Annotated in this window: 27 protein-coding genes; 6 read left to right on the forward strand and 21 right to left on the reverse strand. The window is 64.0% G+C overall.

Annotation, left to right across the window (positions count from 1 at the left end; genetic code table 11):
• Positions 1-6: 6 nt before the first annotated feature.
• From GWG67_RS02950 to GWG67_RS02970, 5 genes are all read right to left on the reverse strand, one after another.
• Entirely contained in the window at positions 7-819 is an 813-nt protein-coding gene (locus tag GWG67_RS02950) for a CbbQ/NirQ/NorQ/GpvN family protein (RefSeq protein WP_275167646.1), read from the reverse strand.
• Positions 820-878: 59 nt separating this feature from the next.
• The gene (locus GWG67_RS02955) at positions 879-2,225 is read right to left on the reverse strand and encodes a cbb3-type cytochrome c oxidase subunit I (protein ID WP_275167647.1); all 1,347 of its coding nucleotides are present in this window, start codon (positions 2,223-2,225) and stop codon (positions 879-881) included.
• 39 nt (positions 2,226-2,264) lie between these two features.
• Positions 2,265-2,717 carry a cytochrome c gene (locus GWG67_RS02960; protein ID WP_007608447.1) on the reverse strand — a complete coding sequence of 151 codons (453 nt, stop codon included), beginning with the start codon at positions 2,715-2,717 and terminating at the stop codon, positions 2,265-2,267.
• A gap of 96 nt (positions 2,718-2,813) precedes the next feature.
• Positions 2,814-3,074, reverse strand: a complete 261-nt coding sequence (locus GWG67_RS02965) for a cytochrome C oxidase subunit IV family protein (protein WP_275167648.1) — start codon at positions 3,072-3,074, stop codon at positions 2,814-2,816.
• A gap of 2 nt (positions 3,075-3,076) precedes the next feature.
• Complete coding sequence (locus tag GWG67_RS02970) at positions 3,077-3,652, reverse strand: cytochrome c oxidase subunit 3 family protein (protein ID WP_275167649.1); 576 nt, start codon at positions 3,650-3,652, stop codon at positions 3,077-3,079.
• A 171-nt stretch (positions 3,653-3,823) separates the two neighbouring features.
• Here GWG67_RS02970 and GWG67_RS02975 point away from each other — a divergent pair, with 171 nt between their 5' ends.
• Positions 3,824-3,979 carry a hypothetical protein gene (locus GWG67_RS02975; protein ID WP_275167650.1) on the forward strand — a complete coding sequence of 52 codons (156 nt, stop codon included), beginning with the start codon at positions 3,824-3,826 and terminating at the stop codon, positions 3,977-3,979.
• A gap of 72 nt (positions 3,980-4,051) precedes the next feature.
• Here GWG67_RS02975 and mmsB read toward each other — a convergent pair whose 3' ends face one another.
• From mmsB to GWG67_RS03055, 16 genes are all read right to left on the reverse strand, one after another.
• A complete protein-coding gene (gene mmsB / locus GWG67_RS02980) occupies positions 4,052-5,242 on the reverse strand; it encodes a multiple monosaccharide ABC transporter permease (protein WP_275167651.1) in 1,191 nt (396 codons plus the stop codon).
• Positions 5,239-6,816, reverse strand: a complete 1,578-nt coding sequence (gene mmsA, locus GWG67_RS02985) for a multiple monosaccharide ABC transporter ATP-binding protein (RefSeq protein WP_275167652.1) — start codon at positions 6,814-6,816, stop codon at positions 5,239-5,241. The genes mmsB and mmsA overlap by 4 nt, the downstream gene beginning before the upstream one ends.
• Positions 6,817-6,921: 105 nt before the next feature.
• Positions 6,922-7,995 carry a multiple monosaccharide ABC transporter substrate-binding protein gene (gene chvE / locus GWG67_RS02990; protein ID WP_275167653.1) on the reverse strand — a complete coding sequence of 358 codons (1,074 nt, stop codon included), beginning with the start codon at positions 7,993-7,995 and terminating at the stop codon, positions 6,922-6,924.
• Positions 7,996-8,068: 73 nt separating this feature from the next.
• Complete coding sequence (locus tag GWG67_RS02995; protein ID WP_275167654.1) at positions 8,069-8,947, reverse strand: SMP-30/gluconolactonase/LRE family protein; 879 nt, start codon at positions 8,945-8,947, stop codon at positions 8,069-8,071.
• A complete protein-coding gene (locus GWG67_RS03000; RefSeq protein WP_275167655.1) occupies positions 8,947-10,023 on the reverse strand; it encodes an aldose epimerase family protein in 1,077 nt (358 codons plus the stop codon). Before GWG67_RS03000 ends, GWG67_RS02995 begins: the two co-directional genes overlap by 1 nt.
• 2 nt (positions 10,024-10,025) lie before the next feature.
• A complete protein-coding gene (locus GWG67_RS03005) occupies positions 10,026-10,952 on the reverse strand; it encodes a Gfo/Idh/MocA family protein (protein ID WP_275167656.1) in 927 nt (308 codons plus the stop codon).
• Positions 10,949-11,728 (reverse strand): FadR/GntR family transcriptional regulator, encoded by a 780-nt coding sequence (locus GWG67_RS03010; protein ID WP_275167657.1) that lies wholly within the window; start codon positions 11,726-11,728, stop codon positions 10,949-10,951. Before GWG67_RS03010 ends, GWG67_RS03005 begins: the two co-directional genes overlap by 4 nt.
• Positions 11,725-12,705 (reverse strand): galactofuranose ABC transporter, permease protein YjfF, encoded by a 981-nt coding sequence (gene yjfF / locus GWG67_RS03015; protein ID WP_275167658.1) that lies wholly within the window; start codon positions 12,703-12,705, stop codon positions 11,725-11,727. The genes GWG67_RS03010 and yjfF overlap by 4 nt, the downstream gene beginning before the upstream one ends.
• Positions 12,702-13,694 carry an ABC transporter permease gene (locus GWG67_RS03020; protein ID WP_275167659.1) on the reverse strand — a complete coding sequence of 331 codons (993 nt, stop codon included), beginning with the start codon at positions 13,692-13,694 and terminating at the stop codon, positions 12,702-12,704. The genes yjfF and GWG67_RS03020 overlap by 4 nt, the downstream gene beginning before the upstream one ends.
• Positions 13,691-15,235, reverse strand: a complete 1,545-nt coding sequence (locus tag GWG67_RS03025; RefSeq protein ID WP_275167660.1) for a sugar ABC transporter ATP-binding protein — start codon at positions 15,233-15,235, stop codon at positions 13,691-13,693. Before GWG67_RS03025 ends, GWG67_RS03020 begins: the two co-directional genes overlap by 4 nt.
• 119 nt (positions 15,236-15,354) lie before the next feature.
• Positions 15,355-16,320, reverse strand: a complete 966-nt coding sequence (gene ytfQ / locus GWG67_RS03030) for a galactofuranose ABC transporter, galactofuranose-binding protein YtfQ (RefSeq protein WP_275167661.1) — start codon at positions 16,318-16,320, stop codon at positions 15,355-15,357.
• 390 nt (positions 16,321-16,710) lie between these two features.
• Positions 16,711-17,883, reverse strand: coding sequence for a fumarylacetoacetate hydrolase family protein (locus GWG67_RS03035; RefSeq protein WP_275167662.1), 1,173 nt, complete (start codon positions 17,881-17,883; stop codon positions 16,711-16,713).
• Positions 17,884-17,995: 112 nt separating this feature from the next.
• Positions 17,996-18,973 carry a HEAT repeat domain-containing protein gene (locus GWG67_RS03040; protein WP_275167663.1) on the reverse strand — a complete coding sequence of 326 codons (978 nt, stop codon included), beginning with the start codon at positions 18,971-18,973 and terminating at the stop codon, positions 17,996-17,998.
• Positions 18,974-18,975: 2 nt separating this feature from the next.
• Entirely contained in the window at positions 18,976-19,209 is a 234-nt protein-coding gene (locus tag GWG67_RS03045; protein WP_007593252.1) for a ferredoxin family protein, read from the reverse strand.
• A gap of 29 nt (positions 19,210-19,238) precedes the next feature.
• Positions 19,239-20,981 carry a fumarate reductase/succinate dehydrogenase flavoprotein subunit gene (locus GWG67_RS03050; protein ID WP_275167664.1) on the reverse strand — a complete coding sequence of 581 codons (1,743 nt, stop codon included), beginning with the start codon at positions 20,979-20,981 and terminating at the stop codon, positions 19,239-19,241.
• A gap of 104 nt (positions 20,982-21,085) precedes the next feature.
• Entirely contained in the window at positions 21,086-21,859 is a 774-nt protein-coding gene (locus GWG67_RS03055; RefSeq protein ID WP_275167665.1) for a ferredoxin--NADP reductase, read from the reverse strand.
• Positions 21,860-22,067: 208 nt separating this feature from the next.
• Between GWG67_RS03055 and GWG67_RS03060 the strand changes: the two genes are divergently transcribed.
• The 5 genes from GWG67_RS03060 to GWG67_RS03080 all read left to right on the forward strand — a co-directional run bounded on the left by GWG67_RS03060 (position 22,068) and on the right by GWG67_RS03080 (position 26,691).
• Entirely contained in the window at positions 22,068-22,364 is a 297-nt protein-coding gene (locus GWG67_RS03060; protein WP_027569172.1) for a gamma-butyrobetaine hydroxylase-like domain-containing protein, read from the forward strand.
• Positions 22,365-22,556: 192 nt separating this feature from the next.
• Positions 22,557-23,330 (forward strand): Crp/Fnr family transcriptional regulator, encoded by a 774-nt coding sequence (locus tag GWG67_RS03065; protein WP_275167666.1) that lies wholly within the window; start codon positions 22,557-22,559, stop codon positions 23,328-23,330.
• Positions 23,331-23,495: 165 nt separating this feature from the next.
• On the forward strand, positions 23,496-24,917 hold the full coding sequence (locus GWG67_RS03070) for an ABC transporter substrate-binding protein (protein WP_275167667.1): 1,422 nt from the start codon (positions 23,496-23,498) through the stop codon (positions 24,915-24,917).
• 35 nt (positions 24,918-24,952) lie between these two features.
• On the forward strand, positions 24,953-25,822 hold the full coding sequence (locus GWG67_RS03075; protein ID WP_275167668.1) for an ABC transporter permease: 870 nt from the start codon (positions 24,953-24,955) through the stop codon (positions 25,820-25,822).
• Entirely contained in the window at positions 25,819-26,691 is an 873-nt protein-coding gene (locus GWG67_RS03080; RefSeq protein ID WP_275167669.1) for an ABC transporter ATP-binding protein, read from the forward strand. Before GWG67_RS03075 ends, GWG67_RS03080 begins: the two co-directional genes overlap by 4 nt.
• The last annotated feature ends 7 nt before the right edge of the window (positions 26,692-26,698 follow it).

Consider the following 26,698-nt stretch of genomic DNA (forward strand, 5'->3'; position numbering starts at 1 on the left):
CCTGCCTCACCCAATCACGGCGCGCGCGGCATCCAGCAGCGCCGCCTTGACATCGGAATCGTCGGTCAGCGGCTCGATCATGCCGGCGAGCACCGCATCGGCGATCGAGACTCCCGCCGCAATCAAGGTCGCGCAATACACCACGAGGCGGGTCGAGACGCCCTCCTCCAGATCATGCCCCTTCAGCGCCCGCAGACGCCCGGCAAGCGCGACCAGCGGCCGTACGCGATCCGGCGGCAGCCCACTCTCGGCCGACACCACCGCAATCTCCTGCTCGGCCGGCAGGAAGCCGAACTCGATGGCGACGAAGCGCTGCCGCGTCGAGGGCTTCAGCGCCTTGAGCAGGGTCTGGTAACCGGGATTGTAGGAGACAACGAGCATGAAGCTCGCGGGAGCAACGAGCTCCTCGCCGGTTCGCTCCAGCGGCAGGATACGGCGGTCATCGGTGAGCGGATGCAGCACGACGGTGACGTCCTTGCGGGCTTCCACCACCTCGTCGAGATAGCAGATGCCGCCCTCGCGGACCGCGCGTGTCAACGGACCGTCGGTCCACACGGTGTCGCCGCCTCTCAGCAGATAGCGCCCCGTGAGATCCGCGGCGGTGAGATCGTCGTGGCAGGCGACGGTGTGCAGCGGCAAGCCCAGCCGCGCCGCCATATGCGCGACGAAACGCGTCTTGCCGCAACCGGTCGGCCCCTTCAGCAGAACCGGAAGCCGGTGCCGCCAGGCATGCTCGAACAGCGCGCATTCGTTGCCGCTTGCGACATAGGCCGGTAGCGCGGGTGCCGGCGCGGCGAAGGCGTGAAGGGCTGCTTTCATGATCTCTCTCCGTAGATTTCTGAAGCGGCGGCCGCGATGAAACGCGGCCGCCGTCACGCTTACTCGGCCGGCTGCAGCGCGGCGGGAATGGTCGCCTGCTTTTCGCGGCCGGGCACCAGCACCGCCCAGACGAACATCAGCGCCGAGATGGCGACGAACACGCCGGAGCCGAGCCGCACCCAGTAGAAGAAGGCGAGCTGGTCCTGCACGTCCATGTAGCCCTGGCCGAGCACGCGCTGGAGATGGACCTGGATCACGCCGGCAAAGGTCAGCGCGAACGTCATGGTCATCATGGCCGTGCACATGATCCAGAAGCTCGTCATGCTGAGCCACTGGTTATAGGGCGCGCGTCCCTTGATCTGCGGGATGGCGTAGGCCATCACGGCAAGATTGAGCATCACATAGGCGCCGAAGAAGGCGAGATGGCCGTGCGCAGCGGTGACCTGGGTGCCGTGGGTGTAGTAGTTCACCGAGGACAGCGTGTGCAGGAAACCCCAGACGCCGGCGCCCAGGAACGCCATCACCGAACAGCCGACCGACCACAGCAGCGCGGCGCGGTTCGGATGCTTGCGGCCGGCCTTCCAGGTCATCTGCACCGTGAAGATCACCATCGTGAAGAACGGCGCGACCTCGAGCGTCGAGAACAGCGAGCCGATCCACTGCCAGTAGCCGGGCGCGCCGATCCAGTAGAAATGGTGGCCGGTGCCGAGAATCCCCGAGAATAGCGCAAGGCCGATGATGACGTAGAGCCACTTCTCGACCACCTCGCGGTCGATGCCATTGAGCTTGATCATGAGATAGGCGAGCACGGAAGCCATGACCAGCTCCCAGACGCCCTCGACCCAGAGATGGACGACGTACCACCAGTACATCTTGTCGACGGCGAGGTTCGCCGGATTGTAGAAAGCGAACAGGAAGAAAATCGCAACGCCCCACAGGCCAAACAGCAGGATGTTGGTGACCGTGGTCTTGCGCCCTTTGAGCGCGGTCATGGTCACGTTGAACAGGAACATCAGGCAGACGACGACGATGCCGACCTTGATGATGAAGGGCTGCTCGAGGAACTCGCGACCCTCGTGGTAGTGGAAGAGATAGCCGACCACCGCTACGCCAGCTGCGCCGAAGAACATCCAGAACTGGATCTTTGCGAGCAGCGGGCTGTACAGCTCGGTCTCGGTTTCCTCAGGCAGCAGGAAGTAGGTCGCGCCCATGAAGCCGATCAACGACCACACGATCAGCGCATTGGTGTGGATCATCCTGACGATATTGAACGGCAGCAGCACCGACAGCGTGTTGGGCAGAACGTAGATTGTCCCGGCGAGGAGACCGAACAGGACCTGGGCCAGGAACAGGGTCAGCGCGCCGTAGAAATACAGCATCGCGACTTTCTGGGTTTGATATTTCATCTCGGATTCTCTCTGTCTGGAAAGAGGAAAGCGGCGGGCTCAGCCGGCCTTGTTCGGCGGCCAATCCTGGCGCTTGATCGTGCTCACCCATTGCAGGAAATCGGCGAGATCATTGAGCTCCTGGTCGGTGAGGTTGAACTGCGGCATCTGCCGCCGGCCCTCCGCGCCCGAGGGCTGCGACTGCATCCAGGCCTTCAGCGTCTCTCGCGCGCCGGCCGGATCCTCCTTGCCGCCCCATCGATCCCAGACGTTGCCGACTTCGGGCGCGAAATAGGCGCCTTCGCCGAGCAACGTGTGGCAGTTGATGCAGGAGTTCTTCTCCCAGACATGCTTGCCGCGGGCGACCGACGACGTCAGCGTCGCCGCGTCCGTCGAGGTCGTGGCCATGTAGTAGTGGCTGTGCGCCGTCAGCCCGATGAAGATGGCGAAGAAAAAGGCCGAGCCGCCGTAGAAGACATTTCGAGCGGCCGACTTGGTCAGGCGTTCAGCCATTGCCAATCCTTTCAATTGAGTCCTGTCGGCTAAATCGGTGATGCGATTTATTGCCGATTGGCCCGGCCCGTTCTTTGTCAGGGCGCAAGGAGTGAGTCAGATCAGGGCGACGACGGCGGATGTGAGCCAGGCAAACAGCACCACGACGAGGATCCAGGCGCTGACGAGGCCGCGCCAGAGCGCCGGCACGGCGCGAAGATCGAGGAAATCGAGCGCTATCCGGCGCCCCTTGACGGCGGCCAGAACCAGCAGCAGGGCGTTGCCGAGCAGCGGCCGCGGCACCAGCGGCGGCACCAGGATGGTCGCGACTGCGAGGCCGATCAGCGCGATCCAGGTGAAGTCCAGGCGATCCGGCATCGTCACCGCACCAGATAAAGAATCGGGAACATGACGATCCAGACCAGATCGACCATGTGCCAGAAGGCCGTTCCCGTCTCGACGCCGAACGACTCGGCGCGGCGGCAGACCAATGCGAGGATGATGATGCCGAGGCAGACGTGCAGGAGATGGAAGCCGGTCAGGAGGAAATAGAGTGTGAAGAACGGACTGGTTTCAAGTCCGATGCCGCGTCCGATCTCTTCGGCATATTCGCCGAGCTTGATCGCCACGAACAGGCCGCCAAGCCCCATGGCCGTGAGGAGCCAGTAACGTGTCGCCCGCCTCTCGCTGGCCCGCGCGGCCTTCGTAGCCCGGGCTGCGGCCCAACCGCTCGTCACCAGCACGACAGTGTTCAAGCCAGCGAGATCCGGATCGAGCGCCGCCTGCCCCGCCGCAAACACGGCCGGGTGGATCGCGCGGGCGACCGTAAACGTACCGAGAAACAGACCGAAGGCGGCGAGCTCGCTGAAGATCAGCACCCAGATCATGGGATCGCCGGGAAGATCGTCCAGAATTCCCCAGCCGTTTCCCTGTGGTTCGCAATCGGCTGCCGACATCTGCTCTTCCGGATCAGGACACCGGCCAGACTTAGCTCAGCCGCGCCGATCCGAGTTTGTTGCCGGACAAACTTGGGGAATGCCGATCTATTTGTTTGCGCCGTCGCAACGTCCGATCGGCCGGGTCGCGGTACGAGCACTCCAAGGTTCCATGGAGCTGCGAGCGCTGACATGAGCGATGCACAAATCGGGCTGATGACCGCGACGCCCATCATCATTGTCTTCGCCGTCGCACTCCGGCGAATGGGCGTGCTATCGACCGTGGCAACCGTCTCGGCGGTGAGCCTCTCCGTCGCGATAGCGGCGGTGCTCTTCACGACGCAGTAACGGCTGCCGTAGCCGCATGGAGCGGAGCGGAATGCGGGTAAGTGGCCCCGGATTGCGCTTCGCTACGCAGCCTCATCTCCGCTGATTATACACGTCGATGCATACCGCCCCGAGCAGGACCAGGCCCTTGATGACCTGCTGATAGTCGATGCCGATGCCGAGGATGGACATGCCGTTGTTCATCACACCCATGATCATGGCGCCGACCACGGCGCCGCCGACGCGGCCGACACCGCCATAGGCTGAGGCGCCGCCGATGAAGCAGGCGGCGATGACGTCGAGCTCGAAGCCGAGACCCGCCTTCGGCGTTGCGGTGTTGAGGCGCGCAGCGAAGACGAGGCCGGCGAGCGCAGCGAGCACGCCCATATTCACGAAGGTGAGGAAGGTCAACCGTTCCGTCTTGATGCCCGACAGGCTTGCGGCCTTGGCGTTGCCGCCGACCGCATAGATTTGCCGGCCGATCACGGTGCGGCGGGTGACGAAGCCGTAGAGTGCGATCAACGCACCCATGATCACCAGCACGTTCGGCAGGCCGCGATGCGAGGCGATCAGATAGGTGAAATAGAGCACGGCGCAGGCGAGCAGGATGCTCTTGCCGAGGAAGAACGCGTAGGGTTCGACCTCGATGCCGTGCAACTGCTCGCGCGACCTTCCCCTGGCGCTGGCGTATACGAGGCCAAGCGCGAGCACCGCACCGATCAGCATGGATGTCGGATGCAGGGTGCCGGCCTCCGGCAAGAGCTCGGGAATGAAGCCGGAGGACAGTTTCTGGAAGGTCACCGGGAACGGCCCGAGCGACTGGCCCTGCAATACCGCGAGTGCGAGGCCCTTGAACACCAGCATGCCGGCCAGCGTCACGATGAAGGACGGAATCTTGAAATAGGCCACCCAATAGCCCTGCGCGGCGCCGATCGCCGCGCCCAGCAGCAGACAGGCGATGAAGGCGAGCGTGTAGTCGACCTTGTATGTCACCATCAGCACGGCGGCCACCGCGCCGACGAAGCCCGCGACCGAGCCGACCGAGAGGTCGATATGGCCGGTGACGATGACAAGCAGCATGCCAAGCGCCATGATGACGATATAGCTGTTCTGGAGCACCAGATTGGTCAGGTTGAGCGGCTGCAGCAGTGTGCCACCGGTCATGACCTGGAAGAACAGCATGATCGCGATCAGCGACATTAGCATGCCGTAGTTGCGTAGATTGTTTTTGATGAAGCTGCCGTTCCGGCGCTCCTCGGGCAGCGAAACCGTCTTGTCGGTCATGGCTGCGATCCTCCCATCTCGGCACCCGCCAGGGCGCGGCTTCCATAATTTCTGTCGTTGCGCATGATGGCGCGCATGATCTTTTCCTGCGTCGCTTCGGTGCCGGGGAACTCGCCGACGAAGGCGCCGTCGTTCATGACACAGATGCGGTCGCAGATGCCGAGCAGCTCGGGCATCTCCGAGGAGATCACCACCACGCCGCGGCCGGCTTCCGCAAGCTCGTTGATGATACAGTAGATCTCGTATTTGGCACCGACGTCGATGCCCCGGGTCGGCTCGTCCAGGATCAAGACCTTGGGGTCGGTCATCAGCCATTTCGACAGCACGACCTTTTGCTGGTTGCCGCCGGAGAGCTGGCCGGTCTCCTGATAGACGTCGGAGCAGCGGATGCGCATCCGGTTGCGGTAGTCGCTGGCGACCTTCAGCTCGGCGATGTCGTCGATGACGCGGTTCGGCGCGACCTGGTCGAGGCTTGCGAGCGTGATGTTCTTGCGGACGTCGTCGGCGAGGATAAGTCCGAGCTGCTTGCGGTCCTCGGTGACATAGGCAAGGCCGGCGTCGATCGCGGCCGCGACGTTCGGCAGCACGACCTCATGGCCCTCGAGCCGGATGCGGCCGCTGATCGTGGTGCCCCAGGAACGGCCGAACAGGCTCATGGCGAATTCGGTGCGGCCAGCGCCCATCAATCCGGCAATGCCGACGACCTCGCCGCGTTTCACGCTGAAATCAACGTTCTTGATCACCTGCCGCTCGGGATGGATGGGATGGTACACCGACCAGTTCTCGACGGTGAGGACGGGCTCGCCGATCTTTGCGCTGCGCTCCGGAAAGCGATGGGCGAGATCGCGGTTGACCATGCTGCGGATGATGCGGTCTTCCTGGATCGGCTCGGCGTGGCAATCAATGCTGTCCACGGTGCGGCCGTCGCGCAGCACGGTGATGTGGTCGGCGACCTTGGCGACCTCGTTGAGCTTGTGCGAGATCAGGATCGAGCCGATGCCCTGCGCGCGGAAGGCCATGAGGCGCTCGAGCAGCGCGGCACTGTCGGCCTCGTTGAGGCTGGCGGTCGGCTCGTCCAGGATCAGCATCCGCACCCGCTTGGACAGCGCCTTGGCGATCTCGACCAGCTGTTGCTTGCCGACGCCGAGATCGGTGATCAGCGTATCCGGCGATTCCTTGAGGCCGACCTGCGCCAGGAGTTCCCGCGTGCGCCGATAAACCTCGTCGCGATCGATCACCCCGAGCCTGGACGGCGGATGCGACAGGAAGATGTTCTCGGCAATCGACATCAGCGGGATCAGCGCCAGCTCCTGATGGATGATGATGATACCGAGCGCCTCGGAATCGTTGATATCGCGGAAGCGGCGCTCCTCGCCATCGAAGATGATGGTGCCCTCATAGCTACCGGCGGGATAGACGCCGCTGAGCACCTTCATCAGCGTGGACTTGCCGGCACCGTTCTCGCCGACGAGGGCGTGGATCTGCCCGGCTTCAACCGAGAAGTTGACGTCGCGCAGCGCCTGCACGCCGGAAAAGCTCTTGCTGACGTTGCGCATCTCCAGCATTGCGGTCATCGGATCATTCTCCCGGACTTTTCCACGTCGTCATGGCCGGGCTTGTCCCGGCCATGACGAGTATGTGGACACGCATTTCATCCCCATCGGGAAAAGAAAGAGGCCTTACTGGAACTGCGACTTCTTGTAGTAGCCGCTCTCGACCAGGACCTTCTCCCAATTGTCCTTGTAGACCACGACCGGCTTGAGCAGATAGGACGGCACGGTCTTGGCGCCGTTCTCGTAGGTCTTGGTGTCGTTGACGGTGACCTGCTTGCCGGCAAGCGCAGCGTCGACCATGTCGGCGGTCACCTTGGCGAGATCGCGGGTGTCCTTGAAGATGGTCGAATACTGATCGCCGCGCAGCATCGCCTTGATCGAGGGCACCTCGGCATCCTGGCCCGAGATGACAGGCATCGGCTGGCCGGCGCTGCCATAACCGACGCCTTTCAGCGAGGAGATGATGCCGATCGACAGGCCGTCATAGGGCGACAGCACTGCGTTGACCTTCTTGTTGCCGTAGTAGGCGCTGAGCAGATTGTCCATGCGGGCCTGCGCGGTGGCGCCGTCCCAGCGCAAGGTCGCGACCTTGTCCATGCCCATCTGGCCGGAGACGACGACGAGCTTGCCGCTGTCGATGTACGGCTTCAGCACGCTCATCGCGCCGTTGTAGAAGAAGTAGGCATTGTTGTCGTCGGGCGAGCCGCCGAACAGCTCGATGTTGAACGGACCCTTGCCATCCTTGAGGCCGAGGCCCTGCACGATCGACTCGGCCTGGAGCACGCCGACCTGGAAATTGTCGAAGGTCGCGTAATAGTCCACGTTGGGCGTGCCGCGGATCAGGCGGTCATAGGCGATCACGGTGATGCCCTTTGCTTTCGCCTGCTTGAGCACGTCGGAGAGCGTGGTGCCGTCGATCGCGGCGATCACCAGCGCTTTCGCGCCCTTGGTCACCATGTTCTCGACCTGCGAGAGCTGGTTCGGAATGTCGTCCTCGGCATATTGCAGGTCGGTATTGTAGCCGCGCTCTTTCAGCACCTTGACCATGTTGTTGCCGTCGTCGATCCAGCGCGCCGACGATTTAGTCGGCATGGCGATGCCGACTGTTGCTTTGTCCTGGGCTGAGGCGGTGACGCCCGCGGCCATCGTCGCAGCGCCGGCCAGCGCCAGCGCGAGGAAGGTCGTCTTCAGTTTCAACATGTTTCGCTCCCTTGGATGTCAGACTGTTTTTTCGTGTCGTCGAGAAATTTGGCGGTGTGTGGCTTCGAGCCTCCTATGCGAGCTTGACGTCAGGCTCCGCGCGACCGCGCGCGGAGGCCTCCAACAGGAAGGTGCGGCCTGCTTGCGGATCGGCGGCACGTGCCGCCGCATCCATGTCCTGCCAGGCCGAGGTGACGAGAAGACGCGACAGATCGGGGCCGACAAAAGCGGGGCAGCTCGCCTGCTTTGCCGGCACGCTCATCGAGCGCAGGCGCTCGCCTTGCGGAGAGTAGACGTCGATACGGCTCGCGCCCCAGCAGGCGTTCCAGATGTTTCCGTCGGCGTCGCACACCGAACCATCGAGGCCGCCGCTACCGGTGTGGCGCAGCAGCACTTCCGGCTCGCCGCGCGGCAGGCCGGTCGTGGGATTGAGCGGCACCGCGTAGAGCACCGCGCGCGCGGTGTCGGCGAAGTAGCCGGTGGCGCCATCGGGCGAGAAGCAGATCGAGTTGGGAATGCTGATGCGCGGAAACAGGATCGATATCTCGCCGTGATGGAACGCGTAGATCGCCCCTGCCCCTGCTTCCGCCTTTCGGCCCATGGTGCCGATCCAGAACGTGCCGGAGGGATGCACGCGGGCATCGTTGGAGCGGGTCGCGTGATTGTCGGCTTCGAGCGGACAGAACAGCGTCATCGCGCCGTCGGCGATTATGCGGATATAGAGGCCGTCTTCCGCGACGATCAACTGCCGTTCGGCGTCGATCCGCCCAAGTGCGCTGGCCATCCGGCCCAGCGCATGAACGCGAATGCTGCCGGTGCCGAGCTGCGCCTCGAACAATCGCCCCTCACGGATATCGAACCACCAGGCCGTGTCCGTGGTCACATCATAGGTTGGCCCCTCGCCGAGATGGCAGGGATCGTCTGAAAGAACCGAGGTCGCCACCTGTTCCATCAGGACCTCCTCACCGCAAAGCGATAGACCGTATGATGGCGGTAGACCTCGCCGGGCGCTAGGCGCGGGCTCGGGAAATCCGGCCGGTTCGGTGCATCCGGCCAGATATGCGGCTCCAGGCACATGGCGTCCGACTGCCGGTACAGCTTGCCACCCTTGCCCGAGATCGTGCCGTCAAGATAATTACCCGAATAGACCTGCAGACCGGGCTGATCGGTGAACAGCTCCATGATGCGCCCCGAGCGCGGCGCCTCCAGTCGCGCCGCGAGCGCAAGCTTGCCGTCGCGCGCGAGACAGTAGGTATGGTCGTAGCCCCTGCCGTTGCGCAATTGCTGGTCGCTCTCGCGGATGCGCTCGCCGACGGGCCGCGGCTCGCGGAAGTCGAACGGCGTGCTGGCAACGCTGCGCGGCGGCTCGGGCAACGGAATGGCGGTGGGATCGATCGCCAGGAAATGCCCGGCCGCGACCGTCAGCTGATGATCGAGAATTGGCGTGCCTGATGTCGCGCCTTCCAGATTGAAGAAGCTGTGGTTGGTCAGGTTGACGATGGTCGGCCGGTCGGTCCGCGCCTCCATACGAAGCGACAACTCAGTCGGGCCGGTGACGCGATAGGTCAGGCGAACGTCGAGACGACCGGGATAGTTCTCTTCGCCGTGCGGGCTGACATAGGTCAGCGTGACCGCAGGTTCGGCGCCGCCGTCGATCTCCGCAATGTCCCAGAGCTTGCGATCGAAGCCGTCGAGACCACCATGCAGCGCGTTCGGACCGTTGTTGACGGGAAGCTGCACCGCCTCGCCGTCCAACGAAAATTGCCCGTTGGCGATGCGATTGGCGTAGCGGCCGACGGTGGCACCGAAGAACTTTCGCTCGGCGAGATAGCCGGCGAATGTGTCATGGCCGAGCACGATGTCCTCGTAGCTCCCCTTGGCATCCGGCGCGATCAGCGCCTGGATCACCGCGCCATGGGTGATGATGCGCGCCTCGAACCCGCCCTCTCCGCGCAGCACGATGCGCTCCACCTTGCGGCCGTCCGGCAGCGTTCCGAAGATGTCTTTTTCTGTTTTCGATCCAGCCATGATCAATCCACAAACGGTTCGACGATCGTGCGCCTGCCGAGCAGGAAGGCGTCCGCAACGAGACGAAGCGGCGCCAGATCGACGTCGCTCGCGCCCGTCGCGGCGAGCGTGACGAAGCGCCGGTAAAGCTCCCGATATTCCTCATCGGGCGCCTCGGCAACGGTCCTGCCATCGATCGCCATGATCCGGCCGCCGCGGGATAGCGTCATCCGGCCCTCGTCGGTTTCGACGAGGATATCCCAGCTCTGCGGTCCGGTCTGGCGGAAATCGAACTCGGCGGTCACAGGCAGGCCGCCAAGGTCGGTCAGCGTCAGCTTCGCGGCGATCGGCGCCTGGCGATTGGCGGGGAAGGCGAGCTCGGCCGAGGTGACGAACACGGGCTTCGGCAGGATCCTGGTCAAAATCGACAGCGCATTGATGCCGGGATCGAACACCCCGAGCCCGCCCGGCTCCCAGATCCACGCCTGCCCGGGATGCCAGACGCGGACGTCCTCCTTCCAATTGATATGGACGGAGGTGATCCGCCGCGCGGCGAGCCACTCGCGCGCCGGCTCGACCGCCGGTGCATGGCGCGAATGCCAAGTCGCGAATAACGTTCGCTTGGCCTCACCCGCCATCGCGATCAACGGATCGAGCTCGGCAACACCGGCGCCGGGCGGCTTCTCCAGCATCACATGCTTGCCGGCCCTGAGGGCTGCGACGGCCTGGGCGCGGCGCACTTGAGGCGGCGTGCAGAGCGACACCGCGTCGATCGGCGGACCTTTTTCCAGCAGCTCTTCGATGGTCGCGAAATGCGGCAGATCGGGCAGCGAGGCATTGCGGCTGGCGATGGCGGCCAGCGTCGCGCCGGGAACTGCTGCGATGGCGCCGACATGCTGGTCCCGCGCGATCTTGCCGAAGCCGACGATGGCGATGCGAAGTTCAGTCACGATCTTTCTCCAGCTTCCGCGGACGGCAGCGCTTCGGCCGGTACAGTCTCGATCACTGCCCCCTCATGGCGGCGCATGCCGTTGTGAATGACGTAGACCATCGCCTCCGACGCCGTCGCGGCATCACCGGCGGCGATGGCATCGACGATCTTCTGATGCCAGAGCAGAACGGTGTCGCGGTCTTCCGGTTCGACCGGTGCGCTGAGCAGGAATGAGGCGCGCAGCGCAGCCTCGATGACGTGCCCGATCGAGCGCATGAACAGATTTCCGGACGCCCGCGCTACACCGACATGAAGCGCTAGGTCGGCATCGGCAAAGCCGACGGAGTCGGAAGCTTCAAGTCGCATCCGCTCCATGCAGCGGTGCAACTCGGCGACATCCTGCTCCGACCGCTGCGCGGCCGCCAGCATCGCCGCGCGCGGCTCGACCGCCAGACGGATCTCGGCGAGGTCGTTGAGGAAGCGCTTGTCGATCCCGGCGTCCAGGTGCCAGGCCAGCACGTCGGCGTCGAACATGTTCCAGGCAGCGCGCTCGCGCACCACAGTGCCGACTCGCGCCTTGGTGGTGAGCAGGCCCTTGGCCACCAGTGTCTTCACGCTCTCGCGCAGCACCGGCCGCGACACGCCGAACATCGCGATCATCTCGGCATCGCCGGGCAGCCGCGTCCCCTCCGCGTAACGGCCGGCGATGATGTCAACGCCGATCGAACGGGCCACCTCCGCGTGATTGGAGTGCGCCCGGCGCGTCGGGATGACGAGGATGCGCGAGGTGGTCATGAGACTGCTCCCGCGCGCTTTGCCACGGGCCGGCGCGCGAGCGCGACCAATCCCTGCTGCAAGGCGATGAAGGCGAACAGCAGCACGCCGGTCGCGATCTTGGTCCACCAGCTCGACAGCGTCCCGTCGAAATTGATGTAGGTCTGAATCATGCCCTGGATCAGCACGCCAAGGAAGGTGCCGATCACCGAGCCCTGCCCGCCCGTGAGCAGCGTGCCGCCGATCACGACGGCCGCGATGGTGTCGAGCTCGACGCCGACGGCGGAGAGCGAGTAGCCGGCGCTGGTGTAGAAGGAGAAGACGATGCCGGCGATGCCGGCGAGCAGACTCGACAGCATATAGATCTTCACCGTCATCCTGCCGACGGCAACGCCCATCAGGCTCGCGGTCGCCCGGCTGCCGCCGAGCGCATAGACATTGGCGCCGAACCGGGTGAGCTGCAGCAGCAAAGCGCCGCCGATCACGATCGCAAGCATGATGATCGCGACCGCCGTCAGCCGTCCACCGCCGGGCAGTCGCAGTGCAAAGTCCGACACGGTCGAATAGACCGGTGCCGTGATCGGCACCGATTCCGTCGAGAGCAGGAAGCTGGCACCCCGGGCGAGGAACATGCCGGCGAGCGTCACGATGAAAGGCGGCAGATCGAAGACATGGATGACCGCGCCCATCGCCGCGCCGAAGGCTGCCGAGAGCGCGAGGATGGCGACGAAGGCGACCAGGGGCGGCATTCCCCAGCGCTCGATCGCCAGCGCGACGAACACCGTGGTAAAGCCGATCACCGAGCCGACCGAGAGATCGATGCCGCCGGAAATGATGACGAAGGTCATGCCGGTCGCGACGATGCCGAGAAAGGCGTTGTCGGTCAGGAGATTGCCGACCACGCGGGTGGACGCGATGTTGGGAAACTGCATCGCGCAGAGCGCGAATCCCGCGACGAGCACGATCGCCGTGATGAGGACGGGCGGCAGGCCTTTCATGCCTTGGTCCTCCGCAGCCGCGTCACCACGTCGGCAAAGCCGGACAGCTTCGGCGATTGCAGCAGCAGCACGGCGAGCACCACCACCGCCTTGACCAGCAAATTGAACTCCGGCGGATAGCCCGACAGCAGAATCCCGGTGTTCATGGTCTGGATGATCAGCGCGCCGAGTACGGCCAGCACGAGGCTGAAGCGGCCGCCGAACAGCGAGGTGCCGCCGATCACCACCGCGAGGATGGCATCGAGCTCGAGCCAGAGGCCGGCATTGTTGGCATCCGCGCCCATGATGTCGGCCGCAGCGATCACGCCGGCAAGCGCAGCGCAAACGCCGCACCAGACATAGACCGCCAAGATCATCGCGCGCGTACCGACGCCGGCAAGCTCGCTCGCCCGCGCATTGCCGCCGGTTGCCTCGATCAGCAATCCGAGTGCCGAGCCGCGCACCACCGCGCCGGTGAGAATCAACATGCCCAGCGCAATCGCGACCGACACCGGCAGGCCGAGAATAGAGCCATTGCCGAACCAGACCAGATCGGGCGAGGAGAAGGTCACGATGCGGCCTTCGGTAATGAGCTGGGCGATGCCGCGTCCCGCCACCATCAGGATCAGGGTCGCCACGATCGGCTGCATGCCGAGCACCGCGACCAGAAATCCGTTCCACAATCCGCAGATCAGGCCCGCGCCGAGCGCAGCCGCCAGCACCACGGCCAGACTGTGGCTGTCGGCGAGGCTCGCCGCGATCGCGCCCGAGATCGCCATCACAGCGCCGACCGACAGATCGATGCCGCGCGTCGCGATCACCAGGACCATGCCCAGCGAGAGCAGCGCCACCGGCGTGCCGCGGTTGAGCACGTCGATCAGGCTGCCGAACAGACGGCCGTCCTGGAGGCGCAGATCGAAGAATTGCGGCGACACCACGCGATCGACCGCCAGGATGACGATCAACGCGAGGATCTGGGCAAGGCCGCGGCGCGGCAACAGCGCGGTCATGCACGGCCCTCATGCGCGACACTGGCGCCATCGGCGGCGATGGCGGCGAGAATGCTGCCGACGTCGATGGCCTCGCCGGCGAGCTCCTCGACATGAGCGCGATCACGCAGCACCACCACACGATCGGAATACGTCACGATCTCGTCGAGTTCGGAGGAGATCACGAGCAGCGCAAGTCCGTCGTCGCAGAGCTCGCGTATCAGGCGGATGATCTCGGCGTGCGCGCCGACGTCGATGCCGCGGGTCGGCTCGTCCAGCACGAGCAGCCGCGGCGAGGTCGCAAGCCACCGTGCCAGCAGCACCTTCTGCTGATTGCCGCCGGACAGCAGGCCGACGGGACGGTCCGGATCGGGCGGGCGAATGTCGAGCATCTTGACGTAACGGCTTGCGATCTCGTCCTGCTCGCGTCGCGACAGCGGCCGATGCAGACCGCGCTTGGCCTGGAGCGCCAGCACGATGTTCTCGCGCACGGTGAGCTCGGCGACGATGCCGTCGGTCTTGCGCTCCTCCGGGCAATAGCCAAAGCCGTGGCGCACGCCGTCGCGCGGCGACTGAAGCCGGACAGGCGCGCCTTCCACCCTCGCCTGTCCGCGATCGGGGCGCTCGGCGCCGAACACCAGCCGCGCCGTCTCGGTCCGGCCCGAGCCGAGTAAGCCGGCGAGACCGACGACCTCGCCATGGCGCAGCTCGAGATTGAACGGCGCGACATAGCCGGCCTTGCCGTAACCCTCGAAGCTCGCACAGACTTCACGCGCCGTCTGTGCACCTGCCGATGCCCGCGCGCTGGTGGTCTCGGCCAACTCGCGGCCGAGCATCATCCGGATCAGCTCGAGCCGCGACAGCGACGCGGTCTCCCGCTCGCCGACCAGGCGACCATTTCGCAAAACGGTGATGCGATCGGATATCTCGTAGACCTGGTCGAGGAAATGGCTGACGAAGACGATGCCAATGCCGCGCTTGGCGAGCTGGCGCATGATACCGAACAGGATCTCGACCTCATGGCGATCGAGGCTCGCGGTCGGCTCGTCCAGGATCAGCACGCGCGCCGAGAGATCGACGGCGCGCGCAATCGCGGTGACGTGCTGGATCGCCACCGAATAATTGCCAAGCGGCGCTGATACGTCGATGTCGAGGCCGAAATCCGCGAGCAGCGCTTTGGCGCGGCGGCGCATCTCGCCCTCCCGCACGACGCCGAAGCGCATCGGTTGCCGGTCGAGGAACAGGTTCTGGGCCACCGAGAGATTCGGCAGCAGATTGACCTCCTGGTAGACCGTGGCGATGCCGGCCTGAAGCGCCGCCTTGGCCGAGCGCGGCGCGACCTCTTCGCCGCCGATCCTGACGATGCCGGCATCGCGCTGGAACACGCCGGTGATCACCTTGATCAGCGTGGACTTGCCGGCGCCGTTCTCACCGAGCAGCGCATGGATCTCGCCGGCGCGAAGCGTGAAGTCGACCTCCTGCAACGCACGCACAGCACCAAAGCTCTTGCTGATCCCGCGCACCTCCAGCAGGGAAGCAGCGGAATCCGGGCTGTTCTCCATGACAAATTCACTCCCAGCGGCGCCCGCTGTCGATGCGGACACGGAACCTGTTCGTACGCAGCAGTTTCGAAGGGGATCGCCGGACTGCCGAAACACGGCGGCCCGGCGACGTCCTCGCCTCAGTAACCGAGGCCCTTCTTGCTGTCGTAGATCTTCTGCGGATCATCGGTGGCGGTGTAGAGCTTGGATTCCGTCTGGATCCATTTCGGCGGAACAGTGCCCTTGGCCTTGAAGGCCGCGATGGCATCGAGCGCGGGACCCGCCATGTTCGGAGTCAGCTCGACCGTGGCATTGGCTTCGCCGGCCACCATCGCCTTGAAGATGTCGGGGACCGCGTCGATCGAGACGGTGAGGATCTCCTTGCCCGGCTTGAGGCCGGCTTCCTTCATCGCCTGGATCGCGCCGACCATCATGTCGTCGTTGTGCGCATAGACCGCGCAGATCGACTTGCCGCCGCCTTCGGCCTTGATGAAGCTTTCCATCACTTCCTTGCCCTTGGCGCGGGTGAAGTCGCCGGTCTGGCTGCGCACCACCTTCAGGTTCGCATGCTTGGCGATGGCGGCGTCAAAACCCTTCTTGCGGTTGGCGGCGACGCTCGCGCCGACCGTGCCCTGCAATTCGACGATGTTGCAGACCTTGGCTCCGACGGTCTTCGCCAGCCAGTCGCCGGCGACCTCGCCTTCGTGCACGCTGTCGGAGGTCACGGCGGTGAGATAGAGCTCCTTGCCGGACGGATCGATGTCGCGGTCGAGCAGCACGACCGGGATCTTGGCCTCCTTGGCTTCCTTCAGCACCGAGTCCCAGCCGGTCGAGACGACGGGCGCGAGGAAGATCGCATCGACATTCTGCGCGATGAAGGAGCGGATCGCCTTGATCTGGTTCTCCTGCTTCTGCTGCGCGTCGGCGATCTTGAGATTGACCTTGCGCTTGGTGGCCTCCTGCTTGGAGACCGAGGTCTCGGCCGCGCGCCAGCCGGATTCCGATCCGATCTGCGAGAAGCCGATGGTGAGCTCGGCGGCGTTCGCCGGCAGCGCGAGCAGCAACGCGGCCGTGGCGCTGGCCGCAAAGAGGGCTTTGAGGATCATCAGGCGTATCTCCCAAAATGTTATCCGGGGCGCCAGTTGGTAGCATCGCACCCGCAGGCCGACCTTTGAGGCGGCGGGAGGGACTATTTCACGGAAGTTTGGTTCCGACTAGTCATATTATCTGACTATTCGCTCGGGACATCGCAGTTGGCAGGGCGGTCATCGTATGACACGCCAAGCGCGATTTTGTTCCGCGGATGCAACGGGAAGATGAACGAGATGATGTGGCTTCGCCAGCGCCACATCGTCATGGCCGGGCTTGTCCCGGCCATCCACGGCTTTGCCATGCAGGACCAAGAACGTCGATGCCCGGGACAAGCCCGGGCATGACGACCTTCTCCTGATTTCGATGTGCAATCGCCCGCTGTCGGCGGGGCAACATGCTGGCCGCTAGATCAGCTTCCGCTGCGCCAGATTCTTCATCAGCGCACCGATGCCGAACGTCCAGGGCTCGCACTCGTCGCTGGTCCGCATGCGGTTGACGAGTTTACCGAGCTGGGGCGCCGCAATGGTGACGATGTCGTCGCGCTTGTGGGTGAACCCCTGCCCCGGCGCGTCGCGATCCTTGACCGGCGCGAACATCGTGCCAAGGAACAGCACGAAGCCGTCGGGATATTGATGCACCTTGCCGATGGTCTGCTCGACCAGATCGGTCGGATCGCGGCTGATCATGCTGATCGAGGAATGGCCGTCGAGGACGAAACCGTCCTGCCCCCTCACGTTCAGGCTGATGTCGAGCTTGCGGGCGTCGTCGAGGGTAAAGCTGTCGTCGAACAAACGCAGCAGCGGACCGATGGAGCACGAGGCGTTGTTGTCTTTGGCCTTCGACAACAGCAGCGCCGAACGGCCCTCGAAGTCGCGCAGATTGACGTCGTTGCCGAGCGCGCCGCCGACGATCTTGCCGCGGCTCGAGACGAACAGCACCAGCTCCGGCTCAGGGTTGTTCCAGGTCGACTTCGGATGCAGCCCCGCATCCATGCCGGTGCCGACCGACGACAAGGTCGGCGCCTTGGTGAAGACCTCGGCATCGGGGCCAATGCCGACCTCGAGATACTGGCTCCAGGCGTTCTGGTCGATGAGCACCTGCTTCAGGTGCATCGCCTGGTCCGAGCCGGGCTTGAGCTTCGACAGATCGTCGCCGATCAGCCGCGTCACTTCCTTACGGATCGCTTCGGCCGAGGCTGGATTGCCTTTCGCCCGCTCCTCGATCACGCGCTCCAGCATCGAGACGGCGAAGGTCACCCCGGCCGCCTTCAGCGTCTGGAGATCGACCGGCGGGAGCAACCACGGCTTCTTGGGATCGCGCTGATCGGGCGGCGTGTTGGCGACGATGGCCTCGAGATCGCCGATGCGCTCGCCCTTGGTGGCGGCAAGCGCCTTCGCCGGATCGCCCTCCTCGCAGAGTGCGCTGACGGTCGGGAATGTTGCGGTGACGTCCAACACACCATCGCCGCGCACGGCGACCACGGCCGGACCATTCGCCTGCGGCAGCCAGACGCGGCCGACAAGCGTTCCGCGCGTGCCGTCCTCGGGGAGAAGGTCCTTAACCGTCAATGTCGTCATGGGCGCATCCTCGCTCTTTTCGGATCGACCTCCGCTCGCGGAGGCCTATCACATTGGCGAAGACCAATAAACGTCTGGGACGGGAAGTCCAGCGCCGCAGCCCGCCGCGCTTCTATGCCCCCGCCCGCGCTTTTCGGGCCGCGATCTGCTGAAGCGCCCAGCGCGCGTTCTTGCGCACCTCGGGATCGGGATCGTCGGCGATGACGGCAAGGAACGCTTCGCCGTCATGGTGGGCGATCTCGCCGAGCGCAGCAGCGGCTTCCTTCCGCAAATTCGCCTGCTCATGGTTGACGCAATTGCCGATCGGGCGCACCGCGCGCTCGATCGTCATCCGGCCAAGGCTGCGGATTGCCTTCAGCCGCACCTGCCAGAACTCGTCACCGAGCGAAGCGATGAGCTGGTCGGCGGCGATCGAGCCGTTGACGTTGAGGCCCAGCGTTTCCGCGGCCATCTCCCGCACCATCCAGTCCGAATCCTTCAACGCGCGCGTGATCATCTCGGCTGCGGGCTTCATCTGCGAGAAGGCGAGCGCGCTGACGGCGGCACGGCGCACATGCGCGTCTGGATCGTTGATCAGCGCGGTCAGCGCCGGAATTGATTCCTCCAGCTTGAGGAACCCGATCACGCCGATCGCCTGCACCCGCACGGCGGCATCGGAATCCTGGAGCGCTTCCAGCGCGGGTTTCAAGGTGTCCTTGCAACGCAGTTCCTTGAGCGCACGCAACGCGCCCATGCGGACGAAGGCGTGGGCATGCTTGACCAGCGGCAGGATGATTTCGGCGCAGGCTGGATCCTTGAACTCCGCCATGCTGTCGGCCGCGGCGGCCGCAACGATTCTCTCGGGATCGACCAGCAGCTTCACCAGCGCGCTGGCGGCCTCCGGCCCGTCGAACTCGCCGAGCGCCATCGCGACCTGCTGGCGCACGCCGGCATCGGGATCGGCGACCATTTTGGCGAGATGGCCGACCGCTGCGGGATCGCCGGAATGGCCGAGCGCGATGATCGCGACGCGGCGCTCCCCTGGATCGGCGGCCTGGAGCCGCTCGTCGGCATCTTCGAGATCGTCGTAGGATTCGAACGGGCTCGACATGGCTACCTCAGCAGATAGGGAATGTTGACGGTGACGGCGCCGGTCGGGCAATCCGCCTCGCAGGGCATGCAGTACCAGCATTCGTCATAGGCCATGTAGGCCTTGTTGGTCATATCGCTGATACGCAGTACGTCGAGCGGACAGACGTCAACGCACACGGTGCAGCCCTTGTCCGCGATGCATTTGGCGTCGTCGACGACCACCGGAACCGATGTCTGATAGGAAGCGAGAGGCATCGTATGTCTCCTGTTATTTGTGCGGCGGGTCAGGCTGTCGCGCGGATGCGCTGCTTGTCGTAGAGATCCTTCTCGTCGTCGGCGATCGGCACGACATAGGGCTCCACGGCGCGCTTCTCGCTGCTCATCTTGCCGTCCCGCTTGCTCAGAAGCGTGTGGCAGAACCAGTTCTCGTTGTCCTTCTCCGGGAAATCGGTCCGCCAGTGATAGAGGCCCCAGCGGCTTTCCTCGCGGTAGAGCGAGGCATGCACCGCCATGTCCGCGCAGTCCATGATCGACTGGACTTCGAGCGCGCGGAGCAGTTCGTGCGCATTGCGCGCGATCATCCGCTCCTCCATGTCTTCCCTCGCTTCGGCGAGCCGACGCATGCCGAGCTCGTATTTGCGCGTGACTTTCGGCGGCTGCAGATAGTCATTGACGAGACGCCGGGTCTTGTACTCGATCTGGTTCGGTGGAATCCCGTCCTCGCGTTTGGTCGGCGCCATCACGCGGTCACGCTCCCTGGCGACATCGGCCGCGTCGAATTCCGCGAAATCGTGATTGTCCGCGAATTCCATCGCGTCGACGCCGGCGACCGAACCGTTGGTGAAGGCACCGAGCATGTAGTTGTGCGGAACGCTCGCCATGTCGCCGGCGGCATAGAGGCCCGGCACGGTGGTGCGCGCGTTGTCGTCGACGAACACGCCGGACGCGCTGTGACCGGAGCAGAAGCCGATCTCGGAAATATGCATCTCAATCGACTCGCTGCGGTAGTCGACCCCGCGCCCCTGCTGGAACAGGCCGCGCGTGGGACGTTCGACCTTGTGCAGCGTCGATTCGATTTCCGAGATCGTGTCGGGGTGAAGATGCTTGAGCTGGAGAAACACCGGGCCCTTGCCGGACAGCAGCTCGTTGTAGAATTCCAGCATCATCTGGCCCGACCAGTAATCGCATTCGATGAAGCGCGATCCCTCGTTGTTGGCGGTGAAGGCGCCGAAGGGACCGGCGACATAGGCGCAGGCCGGGCCGTTGTAGTCCTTGATCAACGGATTGATCTGGTAGCATTCGAGGTTCGCCAGGGCCGCACCGGCATGATAGGCCATGGAATAGCCGTCACCGGAATTGGCCGCGTTCTCGTAGGTGCCGAACATGTAGCCGGAGGTCGGCAGGCCGAGACGGCCGGCGGCGCCCATGCACAGGATGACGGCCTTGGCCTTGATCACCAGCATCTCGGCGGTCCGGGTATTAACGCTGATCGCACCGGCAATGCGTCCGTCGGCAGATTTGAGCAGCCGCGTCGCCATGTAACGGTTGGAGATCAGGATGCGGGCACGCCGCAGCTGGCGATACAGCGCCTTCTTCACGGTCTCGCCGTTCGGCATAGGCAGCACATAGGTGCCGATGTGGTGCACCTTCTTGACGGCGTAGTCGCCGTTCTCGTTCTTCAGGAAGCGGATGCCGAAACTGTCGAGTTCCTCGATGATCGAATAGCAATTTTGCGCGTATTTGTAGACCGCCTTCTGATCGACGATGCCGTCATTGGCGATGGTGATTTCCTTGGTGTACTGCTCCGGCGTCGCGTAGCCGGGAATGACGGCGTTGTTCAAGCCGTCCATGCCCATCGAGATCGCTCCGGAGCGCTTGACGTTGGCCTTTTCGAGCAGGACGACGTTGGCCTTCGGATTCTTCAGCTTCGCCTTCAACGCCGCCATCGGGCCGGCAGTGCCGCCGCCGATGACGAGCACGTCGCAGGAAACCTCCGAAAGTCCGTCGACGATCTGATCTAGTGACATCGCTTGCTCCTGGTTCGCCGGCAGGTCCGGCGCCTTTGCATCAGATTTGTTCAGCAGGCGTCCCGGCGATAGCAATTAGTTGTCGCCGAGGTGCGATTTGCGCCTCAGCGCTCGACAAAGGCCTTTTCGATCACGAAATGGCCGGGGCGGCTGTGATTGCCCTCGACAAAGCCACGCGCGGAAAGCATCGCGGGAAGTTCCTCCAGCATCGCAGGGCTCCCGCACAGCATGATGCGGTCGGTCTCGATATCGAGTCCCGACTGCCCGATATCGTCGAACAGCTGGTTCGACGCGATCAGGTCGGAGATACGACCGCGATTCCTGAACGGCTCGCGGGTAACGGTCGGGTAGTAGACGAGCTTGTCGCGGATCAGCGGCCCGAAGAACTCGTGATCGCGCAGGCCTTCGACGAGGTGCTCGCCATAGGAGAGCTCGGAGACCTGGCGGCAACCGTGGGCGAGCACGATGGTCTCGTAATTCTCGTAGACGTCGGGGTCCTTGATCAGGCTGGCGAACGGCGCGAGCCCCGTTCCGGTCGAGAGCAGCAACAGGCGTTTGCCGGGAATGAGATTGCCCGTGATCAGCGTGCCCGTGGCCTTGCGGCCGACCAGGATGATGTCCCCCTCCCTGATCTTCTGAAGGCGCGAGGTCAGCGGACCATCCTGCACCTTGATCGAGAAGAACTCGAGCGCCTCCTCGTGATTGGCGCTCGCCATGCTGTAGGCCCGCAGCAACGGCTTGCCCTCGACTTCCAGCCCGATCATCGCGAACTGGCCGTTCTGGAAGCGGAAGCCCGGATCGCGCGTCGCGGTGAAGCTGAACAGGCTATCGGTCCAGTGCCTGACCGACAGGACCGTTTCCTTCTGAAATGCGCTCATTGTCTCTCCTGACCTCGATTCCGCACAAGGTTTCGGAGAGACAGGAATCCGGCAACGCCGAACTGAAATTCCCGGTCGATTAGTTTCACATTTCGTGGACGATGATCGAAGAGCAGGCAGCGAAGATCAGCGTCGCGCACCTGTGCATGGCAATTAGTTGCTATCGCAGCAGCGCTGCGACAACGTAGACAAGGGTCGGAGACACGTCATGACCTTGGTGGCACCGACCGTGGCAGACTACGAAGCAAGCGCCGATCTCGCGACGCTCCGCGTCCGCACCGCTAAGGACGACACGCTGGACTTGCCGGCGGAAACGCTCCGCCTCTCCTGCAAATGTGCGCACTGCACCCGCGCCCGCTTTGACGGCCGCTTCCCCGAGCGGTTTCCAGGCATCGCGATCACTGAGATCGGCGATCTCGGTTACGGGCTGAACATCTCGTTTTCGGATGGGCATAACCGGGGGATTTACCCGAAGCCGTATTTGTTGAGCTTGGCCGGGCGCTAGGGATAGGATTCCTTCCTGCGTTCCGTTGTGTTTCCCCGCGCAGGCGGGAATCCAGTACGCCGCGGCCCCTCCGTATCCCATTGCTTTCCCTGGAATACTGGCTCGCCCGGTCTTCGCCGGGCGATGACAGGTGAGTGATTGGCACGGACATTGCTCCTCTTTAGAACGGTTTGAACGTTCCGGAGGCAGACGATGTTGCAGGCGGCCAATGTGGTTCGCGGGACCGGCCCCGCAACGGTCCGGCCTGCTGGCGGTTCCTCGCTGCTACTCACCGAGAACCAGCAATGGATCGGCGGACCGCCGGCATTGATGGACAAGCTCAGCCAGCGCGAGCGGGAGCTGGTGCTGAAGCAGGGCCGCCGAAAAGTGCTCAACCGTGGCCAGACGCTGTTCAGCCAGGGCGGCAAGCACGACGGTATCTGGCTGATCGAAAGCGGCCGTATCCGGGTGTTCTACACCTCCCCGCTCGGCCGCGAGATCACGCTGGCCTATTGGCATGTCGGCAATTTTGTCGGCGGGCCGGAAGTGTTTGAAGGCACTGTGCATCAATGGTCCGGCGTTGCATCCAGCAATTGCAGCGTGGTGCATCTGCCCGGAAAGGAACTGCGATCCCTTGCCGTCGAGATTCCGAACCTCGCGATCGGCCTGATTGAAGGCCTGACCTTCAAGGGCAAGTGCTATTCGGCGCTGGCCCAGATGCTGGGAACGCGCTCGATCACACAGCGCCTTGCGCATCTGTTGCTGCATCTCGTCGACCTCTATGGCGTCGATGACGCCGACGGCCGGGTGATCGCGGCCGCCTTCACCCATGCCGATATTGCCCACATGGTCGGCGCCACCAGGCAATGGGTCACGATCAGCCTGAAGCGCATGCAGGAGAAGGGAATCGTGCTGACCAAGCGCTCCCAGATCGTGGTCTGCCGGCCCGACGTGCTGGAAGAAATGCGAGGGCAAGCGTCTGACTAGGGCTGGTGCCCACGCAAGCGGCTTTATATTGCAGGACTGCCCAAGGAGTATGCAATCGACTTTTCCCGGCAACTAATCGACTGTGGCGCTCATTCCGGATTTGCCCTGCCCACGCCCTCACCCAATCATGGCAACCACAGCACATCCAACCGAATGAGGATGAGAATGGTCCGCCATCTTCCCACGCTCTCGATCGCGATGTCGGTGACGTCGCTGGCGCTTCTCCTCGCGCAGCCGGCCGCGGCGGAAACCGTCACGCTCGGCATCGGAACGCAGGACACCACCACCAACACGGTGACCGCCGGCGTCGTCATCCGCCAGCTCCATCTCCTCGAAAAATATCTGCCGAAGGAGGGCAAATACGCCAACATCAAGTTCGAGCTGGAGTGGCAGAACTTCACATCCGGTCCGCCCGTCACCAATGCGATGATGGCGAACAAGCTGCAGATCGGCATGATGGGCGACTATCCGTTGATCGTGAACGGTTTCACTTTCGACAGCAATCCGGAGAGCAAGAGCCGGCTGATCGGCATCGCCGCCTACAGCCTGTCGGGCTCCGGCAACGGCATCGTCGTGCACAAGGATTCGCCCTACTACGATCTCGCCGATCTCAAGGGCAAGCTCGTCAGCGTGCCGTTCGGCTCTGCCGCGCACGGCATGGTATTGAAGGCGATGCAGGACCGCGGCTACGCGTCGGATTTCTTCCAGCTGGTCAGCCAGAGTCCGGAGGTCGGCTCGACCAATCTCCAGGAGAAGAAGATCGACGCGCATGCCGACTTCGTTCCGTTCGCCGAGCTGCTGCCGTTCCGCGGCTTTGCCCGAAAGATCTTTGACGGCGTCGAGACCAATCTCCCGACTTTCCACGGCATCGTCGTGCGCACCGATTTCGCCGAGAAATACCCCGAAGTCGTTGTTGCCTACTTCAAGGCGCTGATCGCCGCCAATCAGTGGCTGCGCGACGATCCCAAGCTCGCCGCGGAGAAAATCCAGGAATGGACCGGCATCAACAAGGAGGTCGTCTACATCTTCCTCGGCCCCAGCGGCAACATGACCACCGATCCCTCGATCAAGCCGGCGCTGATCGACGCCGCAGCGGCCGACGTCAAGGTGCTGCAGAACCTCGGCCGGATGAAGGAGTTCGATCCCAAGAAATGGGTCGACGACAGCTACATCCGCAAGGCCTATGCCGAGATGAAGCTCGACTATGACGCGCGGCTCGCCAGCGCCAGTAACTACGAGATCTCCGGCGAAGATTCCTTCTGCAAGAAGCCGATCGCAGATCCGCGCAAGGCCGGCGAGGTCTGGGTCGACCAGGCAGGCATCATGCCCTTCTCGTCGGCGAGCTGCACGCTCGGCGCCTATGCCGACTACAAAGCCAAGGGCAAGAAGATCAACGTCACCTACGTCTTCGATACCACGCGCGGCATCAAGCTGTTCGCCGACCAGGCCTTCTTCGCGGTCGGCAATGGCGAGGTTGCGCCGTTCCTGTTGAAGAAGGACGCTGAAGCCTATGCCGCCAAGATCAGCGGCAAGGTGCTCGGCTTCGACGACGCGGTGAAGGCGGCGGTCGGCGGGGGCAAGACGTGAGCAGTCCCGCCCTCCTCAGACATTCCGAGGACAGCATGCCGGCAAGCGCAATCGCGGAGGCCAGCGCCATGCCCGCCTCCACTCCACCCGCATCACCGCCCTCTTTCAGCACGCTCACGTTACGCTGGTACCGGCTCAACCGCGGTGGGCTGCGTGCGACCGCGATCGGCATTATCTCGCTGCTCGCCTTCCTGCTGGTCTGGCACCTGCTGACGACCTATCGCGTCGTGTTCTTCGTGCGCTTCACCAACGTGCCCTCGCCGCTCGCGGTCTATGCGAGCTTCACCAAGGCGATCCACGATCCGAAATTCCTGCTGCACGTCCTCCTGAGCTGCCGGCGCATCTTCTTCGGCTTCTCGCTCGCGGCGATCGTCGCCGTGCCGCTCGGCCTGATCATGGGCCGCTTCAAGGTCGTCCACGAGATCATCTTCCCCGTGGCGGAGGTGCTGCGGCCGATCCCGGCGATCGCCTGGGTGCCGATGGCCATCATGCTGTGGCCGACCAACGAGCAGAGCATCGTCTACATCACGTTCCTCGGCTCGTTCTTCCCGATCCTGGTCAACACGCTGCACGGCATGTCGCTGGTCGATCCCGTGCTGGTGCGCGCCGCGCAATGTCTCGGCGCGCGGGAGCGCTCGATCTTCCGCGACGTGTATTTTCCAGCCTCGCTCCCGCACATCTTCACCGGCCTCACGGTCGGCATGGGCGTGGCCTGGGTGTCGTTGATCGCCGCCGAGATGATCTCGGGGCAGTACGGCATCGGCTATTTCACCTGGGAGGCCTATTCGCTGGTTCAGTATGCCGACATCGCGCTCGGCATGATCGCGATCGGCGTGCTCGGCCTCGGATCCAGCATGCTGATCCGGGGGGCCGGACAATTGGTGATGCCGTGGAGGCTGAAATGAGCGAGGTCGTTGTCAAGGCACCGCAGGGCCATATCGAGGTCAAAAACTTCTCCCTCAGCTACGACAGCATCGAGGGGCCGGTCGAAGCCGTCACCGATACGCAGATACATGTGAAGCCTGGCGAGTTCGTCTCGATCGTCGGTCCCTCCGGGTGCGGAAAGTCGACGCTGCTCAACGCGGTCGCCGGCTTCCTCAAGCCGACGACGGGCATCGTCACCGTCGACGGCGAGAAGGTGAACGGCCCCAGCGCCGAGCGCGGCATGGTGTTCCAGCAATATTCGCTGTTTCCCTGGAAGACGGTGCGGGAGAACGTCGAGTTCGGCCTGAAGATGCGCGGCATGCCGCGCTCGCAGCGCGAGCGCGCCGCGCGCACGCTGCTGGGACTCGCGGGCCTCGAAGCCTTCGAAAAGCATTATCCCGAGAAACTCTCAGGTGGCATGAAGCAGCGCGTGGGCATCGTGCGTGCGCTCGCGACGGGACCCAAAGTGTTGTTGCTGGACGAGCCCTTCGGCGCGCTCGATGCGCAGACCCGGGTCATCATGCAGCAGATCCTCACCAACATGTGGCAGCGGCTGAAGATCTCGGTGCTGTTCGTCACCCACGACATCGACGAGGCGATCTTCCTCTCCGACCGCGTCTACTGCATGACCGCACGCCCCGGCTCGATCAAGGCGGAGATTCCGATCCCGCTGGAGCGGCCGCGGCAGCAGTCGATGATGATGTCGTCGGAGTTCCTGGGGTTGCGCCGGGGACTGATGTCGCTGATCCGCGAGGAAAGCATCAAGGCGATGGGCGGCGAGCTCAACGACATGGGCATGCAGGGCCTGAACATCGAACTGCACGGGCATTCGCTCGCGGATGTGATTTGATTTCATC

The organism is Bradyrhizobium sp. CSS354 (assembly GCF_029051725.1).
In the GTDB taxonomy this organism is placed as follows: Bacteria; Pseudomonadota; Alphaproteobacteria; order Rhizobiales; family Xanthobacteraceae; genus Bradyrhizobium.

Excerpts from the sequence above, each read along its gene's own strand:
- GWG67_RS03040 (WP_275167663.1), bottom strand. The coding sequence starts at position 18,973 with ATGTCGAGCCCGTTCGAATCCTACGACGATCTCGAAGATGCCGACGAG.
- ytfQ (WP_275167661.1), bottom strand. The coding sequence starts at position 16,320 with ATGATCCTCAAAGCCCTCTTTGCGGCCAGCGCCACGGCCGCGTTGCTG.
- GWG67_RS03010 (WP_275167657.1), bottom strand. The coding sequence starts at position 11,728 with ATGACCACCTCGCGCATCCTCGTCATCCCGACGCGCCGGGCGCACTCC.
- GWG67_RS02960 (WP_007608447.1), bottom strand. The coding sequence starts at position 2,717 with ATGGCTGAACGCCTGACCAAGTCGGCCGCTCGAAATGTCTTCTACGGC.
- GWG67_RS03020 (WP_275167659.1), bottom strand. The coding sequence starts at position 13,694 with ATGACCGCGCTGTTGCCGCGCCGCGGCCTTGCCCAGATCCTCGCGTTG.
- mmsA (WP_275167652.1), bottom strand. The coding sequence starts at position 6,816 with ATGACCGCAATGCTGGAGATGCGCAACGTCAGCAAGAGCTTTTCCGGC.
- GWG67_RS03000 (WP_275167655.1), bottom strand. The coding sequence starts at position 10,023 with ATGGCTGGATCGAAAACAGAAAAAGACATCTTCGGAACGCTGCCGGAC.
- GWG67_RS03050 (WP_275167664.1), bottom strand. The coding sequence starts at position 20,981 with ATGTCACTAGATCAGATCGTCGACGGACTTTCGGAGGTTTCCTGCGAC.
- GWG67_RS03035 (WP_275167662.1), bottom strand. The coding sequence starts at position 17,883 with ATGACGACATTGACGGTTAAGGACCTTCTCCCCGAGGACGGCACGCGC.
- GWG67_RS03045 (WP_007593252.1), bottom strand. The coding sequence starts at position 19,209 with ATGCCTCTCGCTTCCTATCAGACATCGGTTCCGGTGGTCGTCGACGAC.
- GWG67_RS02955 (WP_275167647.1), bottom strand. The coding sequence starts at position 2,225 with ATGAAATATCAAACCCAGAAAGTCGCGATGCTGTATTTCTACGGCGCG.
- mmsB (WP_275167651.1), bottom strand. The coding sequence starts at position 5,242 with ATGACCGACAAGACGGTTTCGCTGCCCGAGGAGCGCCGGAACGGCAGC.
- GWG67_RS02995 (WP_275167654.1), bottom strand. The coding sequence starts at position 8,947 with ATGGAACAGGTGGCGACCTCGGTTCTTTCAGACGATCCCTGCCATCTC.
- GWG67_RS03060 (WP_027569172.1), top strand. The coding sequence starts at position 22,068 with ATGACCTTGGTGGCACCGACCGTGGCAGACTACGAAGCAAGCGCCGAT.
- GWG67_RS03065 (WP_275167666.1), top strand. The coding sequence starts at position 22,557 with ATGTTGCAGGCGGCCAATGTGGTTCGCGGGACCGGCCCCGCAACGGTC.
- GWG67_RS03025 (WP_275167660.1), bottom strand. The coding sequence starts at position 15,235 with ATGGAGAACAGCCCGGATTCCGCTGCTTCCCTGCTGGAGGTGCGCGGG.
- GWG67_RS03080 (WP_275167669.1), top strand. The coding sequence starts at position 25,819 with ATGAGCGAGGTCGTTGTCAAGGCACCGCAGGGCCATATCGAGGTCAAA.
- GWG67_RS02950 (WP_275167646.1), bottom strand. The coding sequence starts at position 819 with ATGAAAGCAGCCCTTCACGCCTTCGCCGCGCCGGCACCCGCGCTACCG.
- GWG67_RS03070 (WP_275167667.1), top strand. The coding sequence starts at position 23,496 with ATGGTCCGCCATCTTCCCACGCTCTCGATCGCGATGTCGGTGACGTCG.
- yjfF (WP_275167658.1), bottom strand. The coding sequence starts at position 12,705 with ATGAAAGGCCTGCCGCCCGTCCTCATCACGGCGATCGTGCTCGTCGCG.
- chvE (WP_275167653.1), bottom strand. The coding sequence starts at position 7,995 with ATGTTGAAACTGAAGACGACCTTCCTCGCGCTGGCGCTGGCCGGCGCT.
- GWG67_RS02970 (WP_275167649.1), bottom strand. The coding sequence starts at position 3,652 with ATGTCGGCAGCCGATTGCGAACCACAGGGAAACGGCTGGGGAATTCTG.
- GWG67_RS03055 (WP_275167665.1), bottom strand. The coding sequence starts at position 21,859 with ATGAGCGCATTTCAGAAGGAAACGGTCCTGTCGGTCAGGCACTGGACC.
- GWG67_RS02975 (WP_275167650.1), top strand. The coding sequence starts at position 3,824 with ATGAGCGATGCACAAATCGGGCTGATGACCGCGACGCCCATCATCATT.
- GWG67_RS02965 (WP_275167648.1), bottom strand. The coding sequence starts at position 3,074 with ATGCCGGATCGCCTGGACTTCACCTGGATCGCGCTGATCGGCCTCGCA.
- GWG67_RS03075 (WP_275167668.1), top strand. The coding sequence starts at position 24,953 with ATGCCGGCAAGCGCAATCGCGGAGGCCAGCGCCATGCCCGCCTCCACT.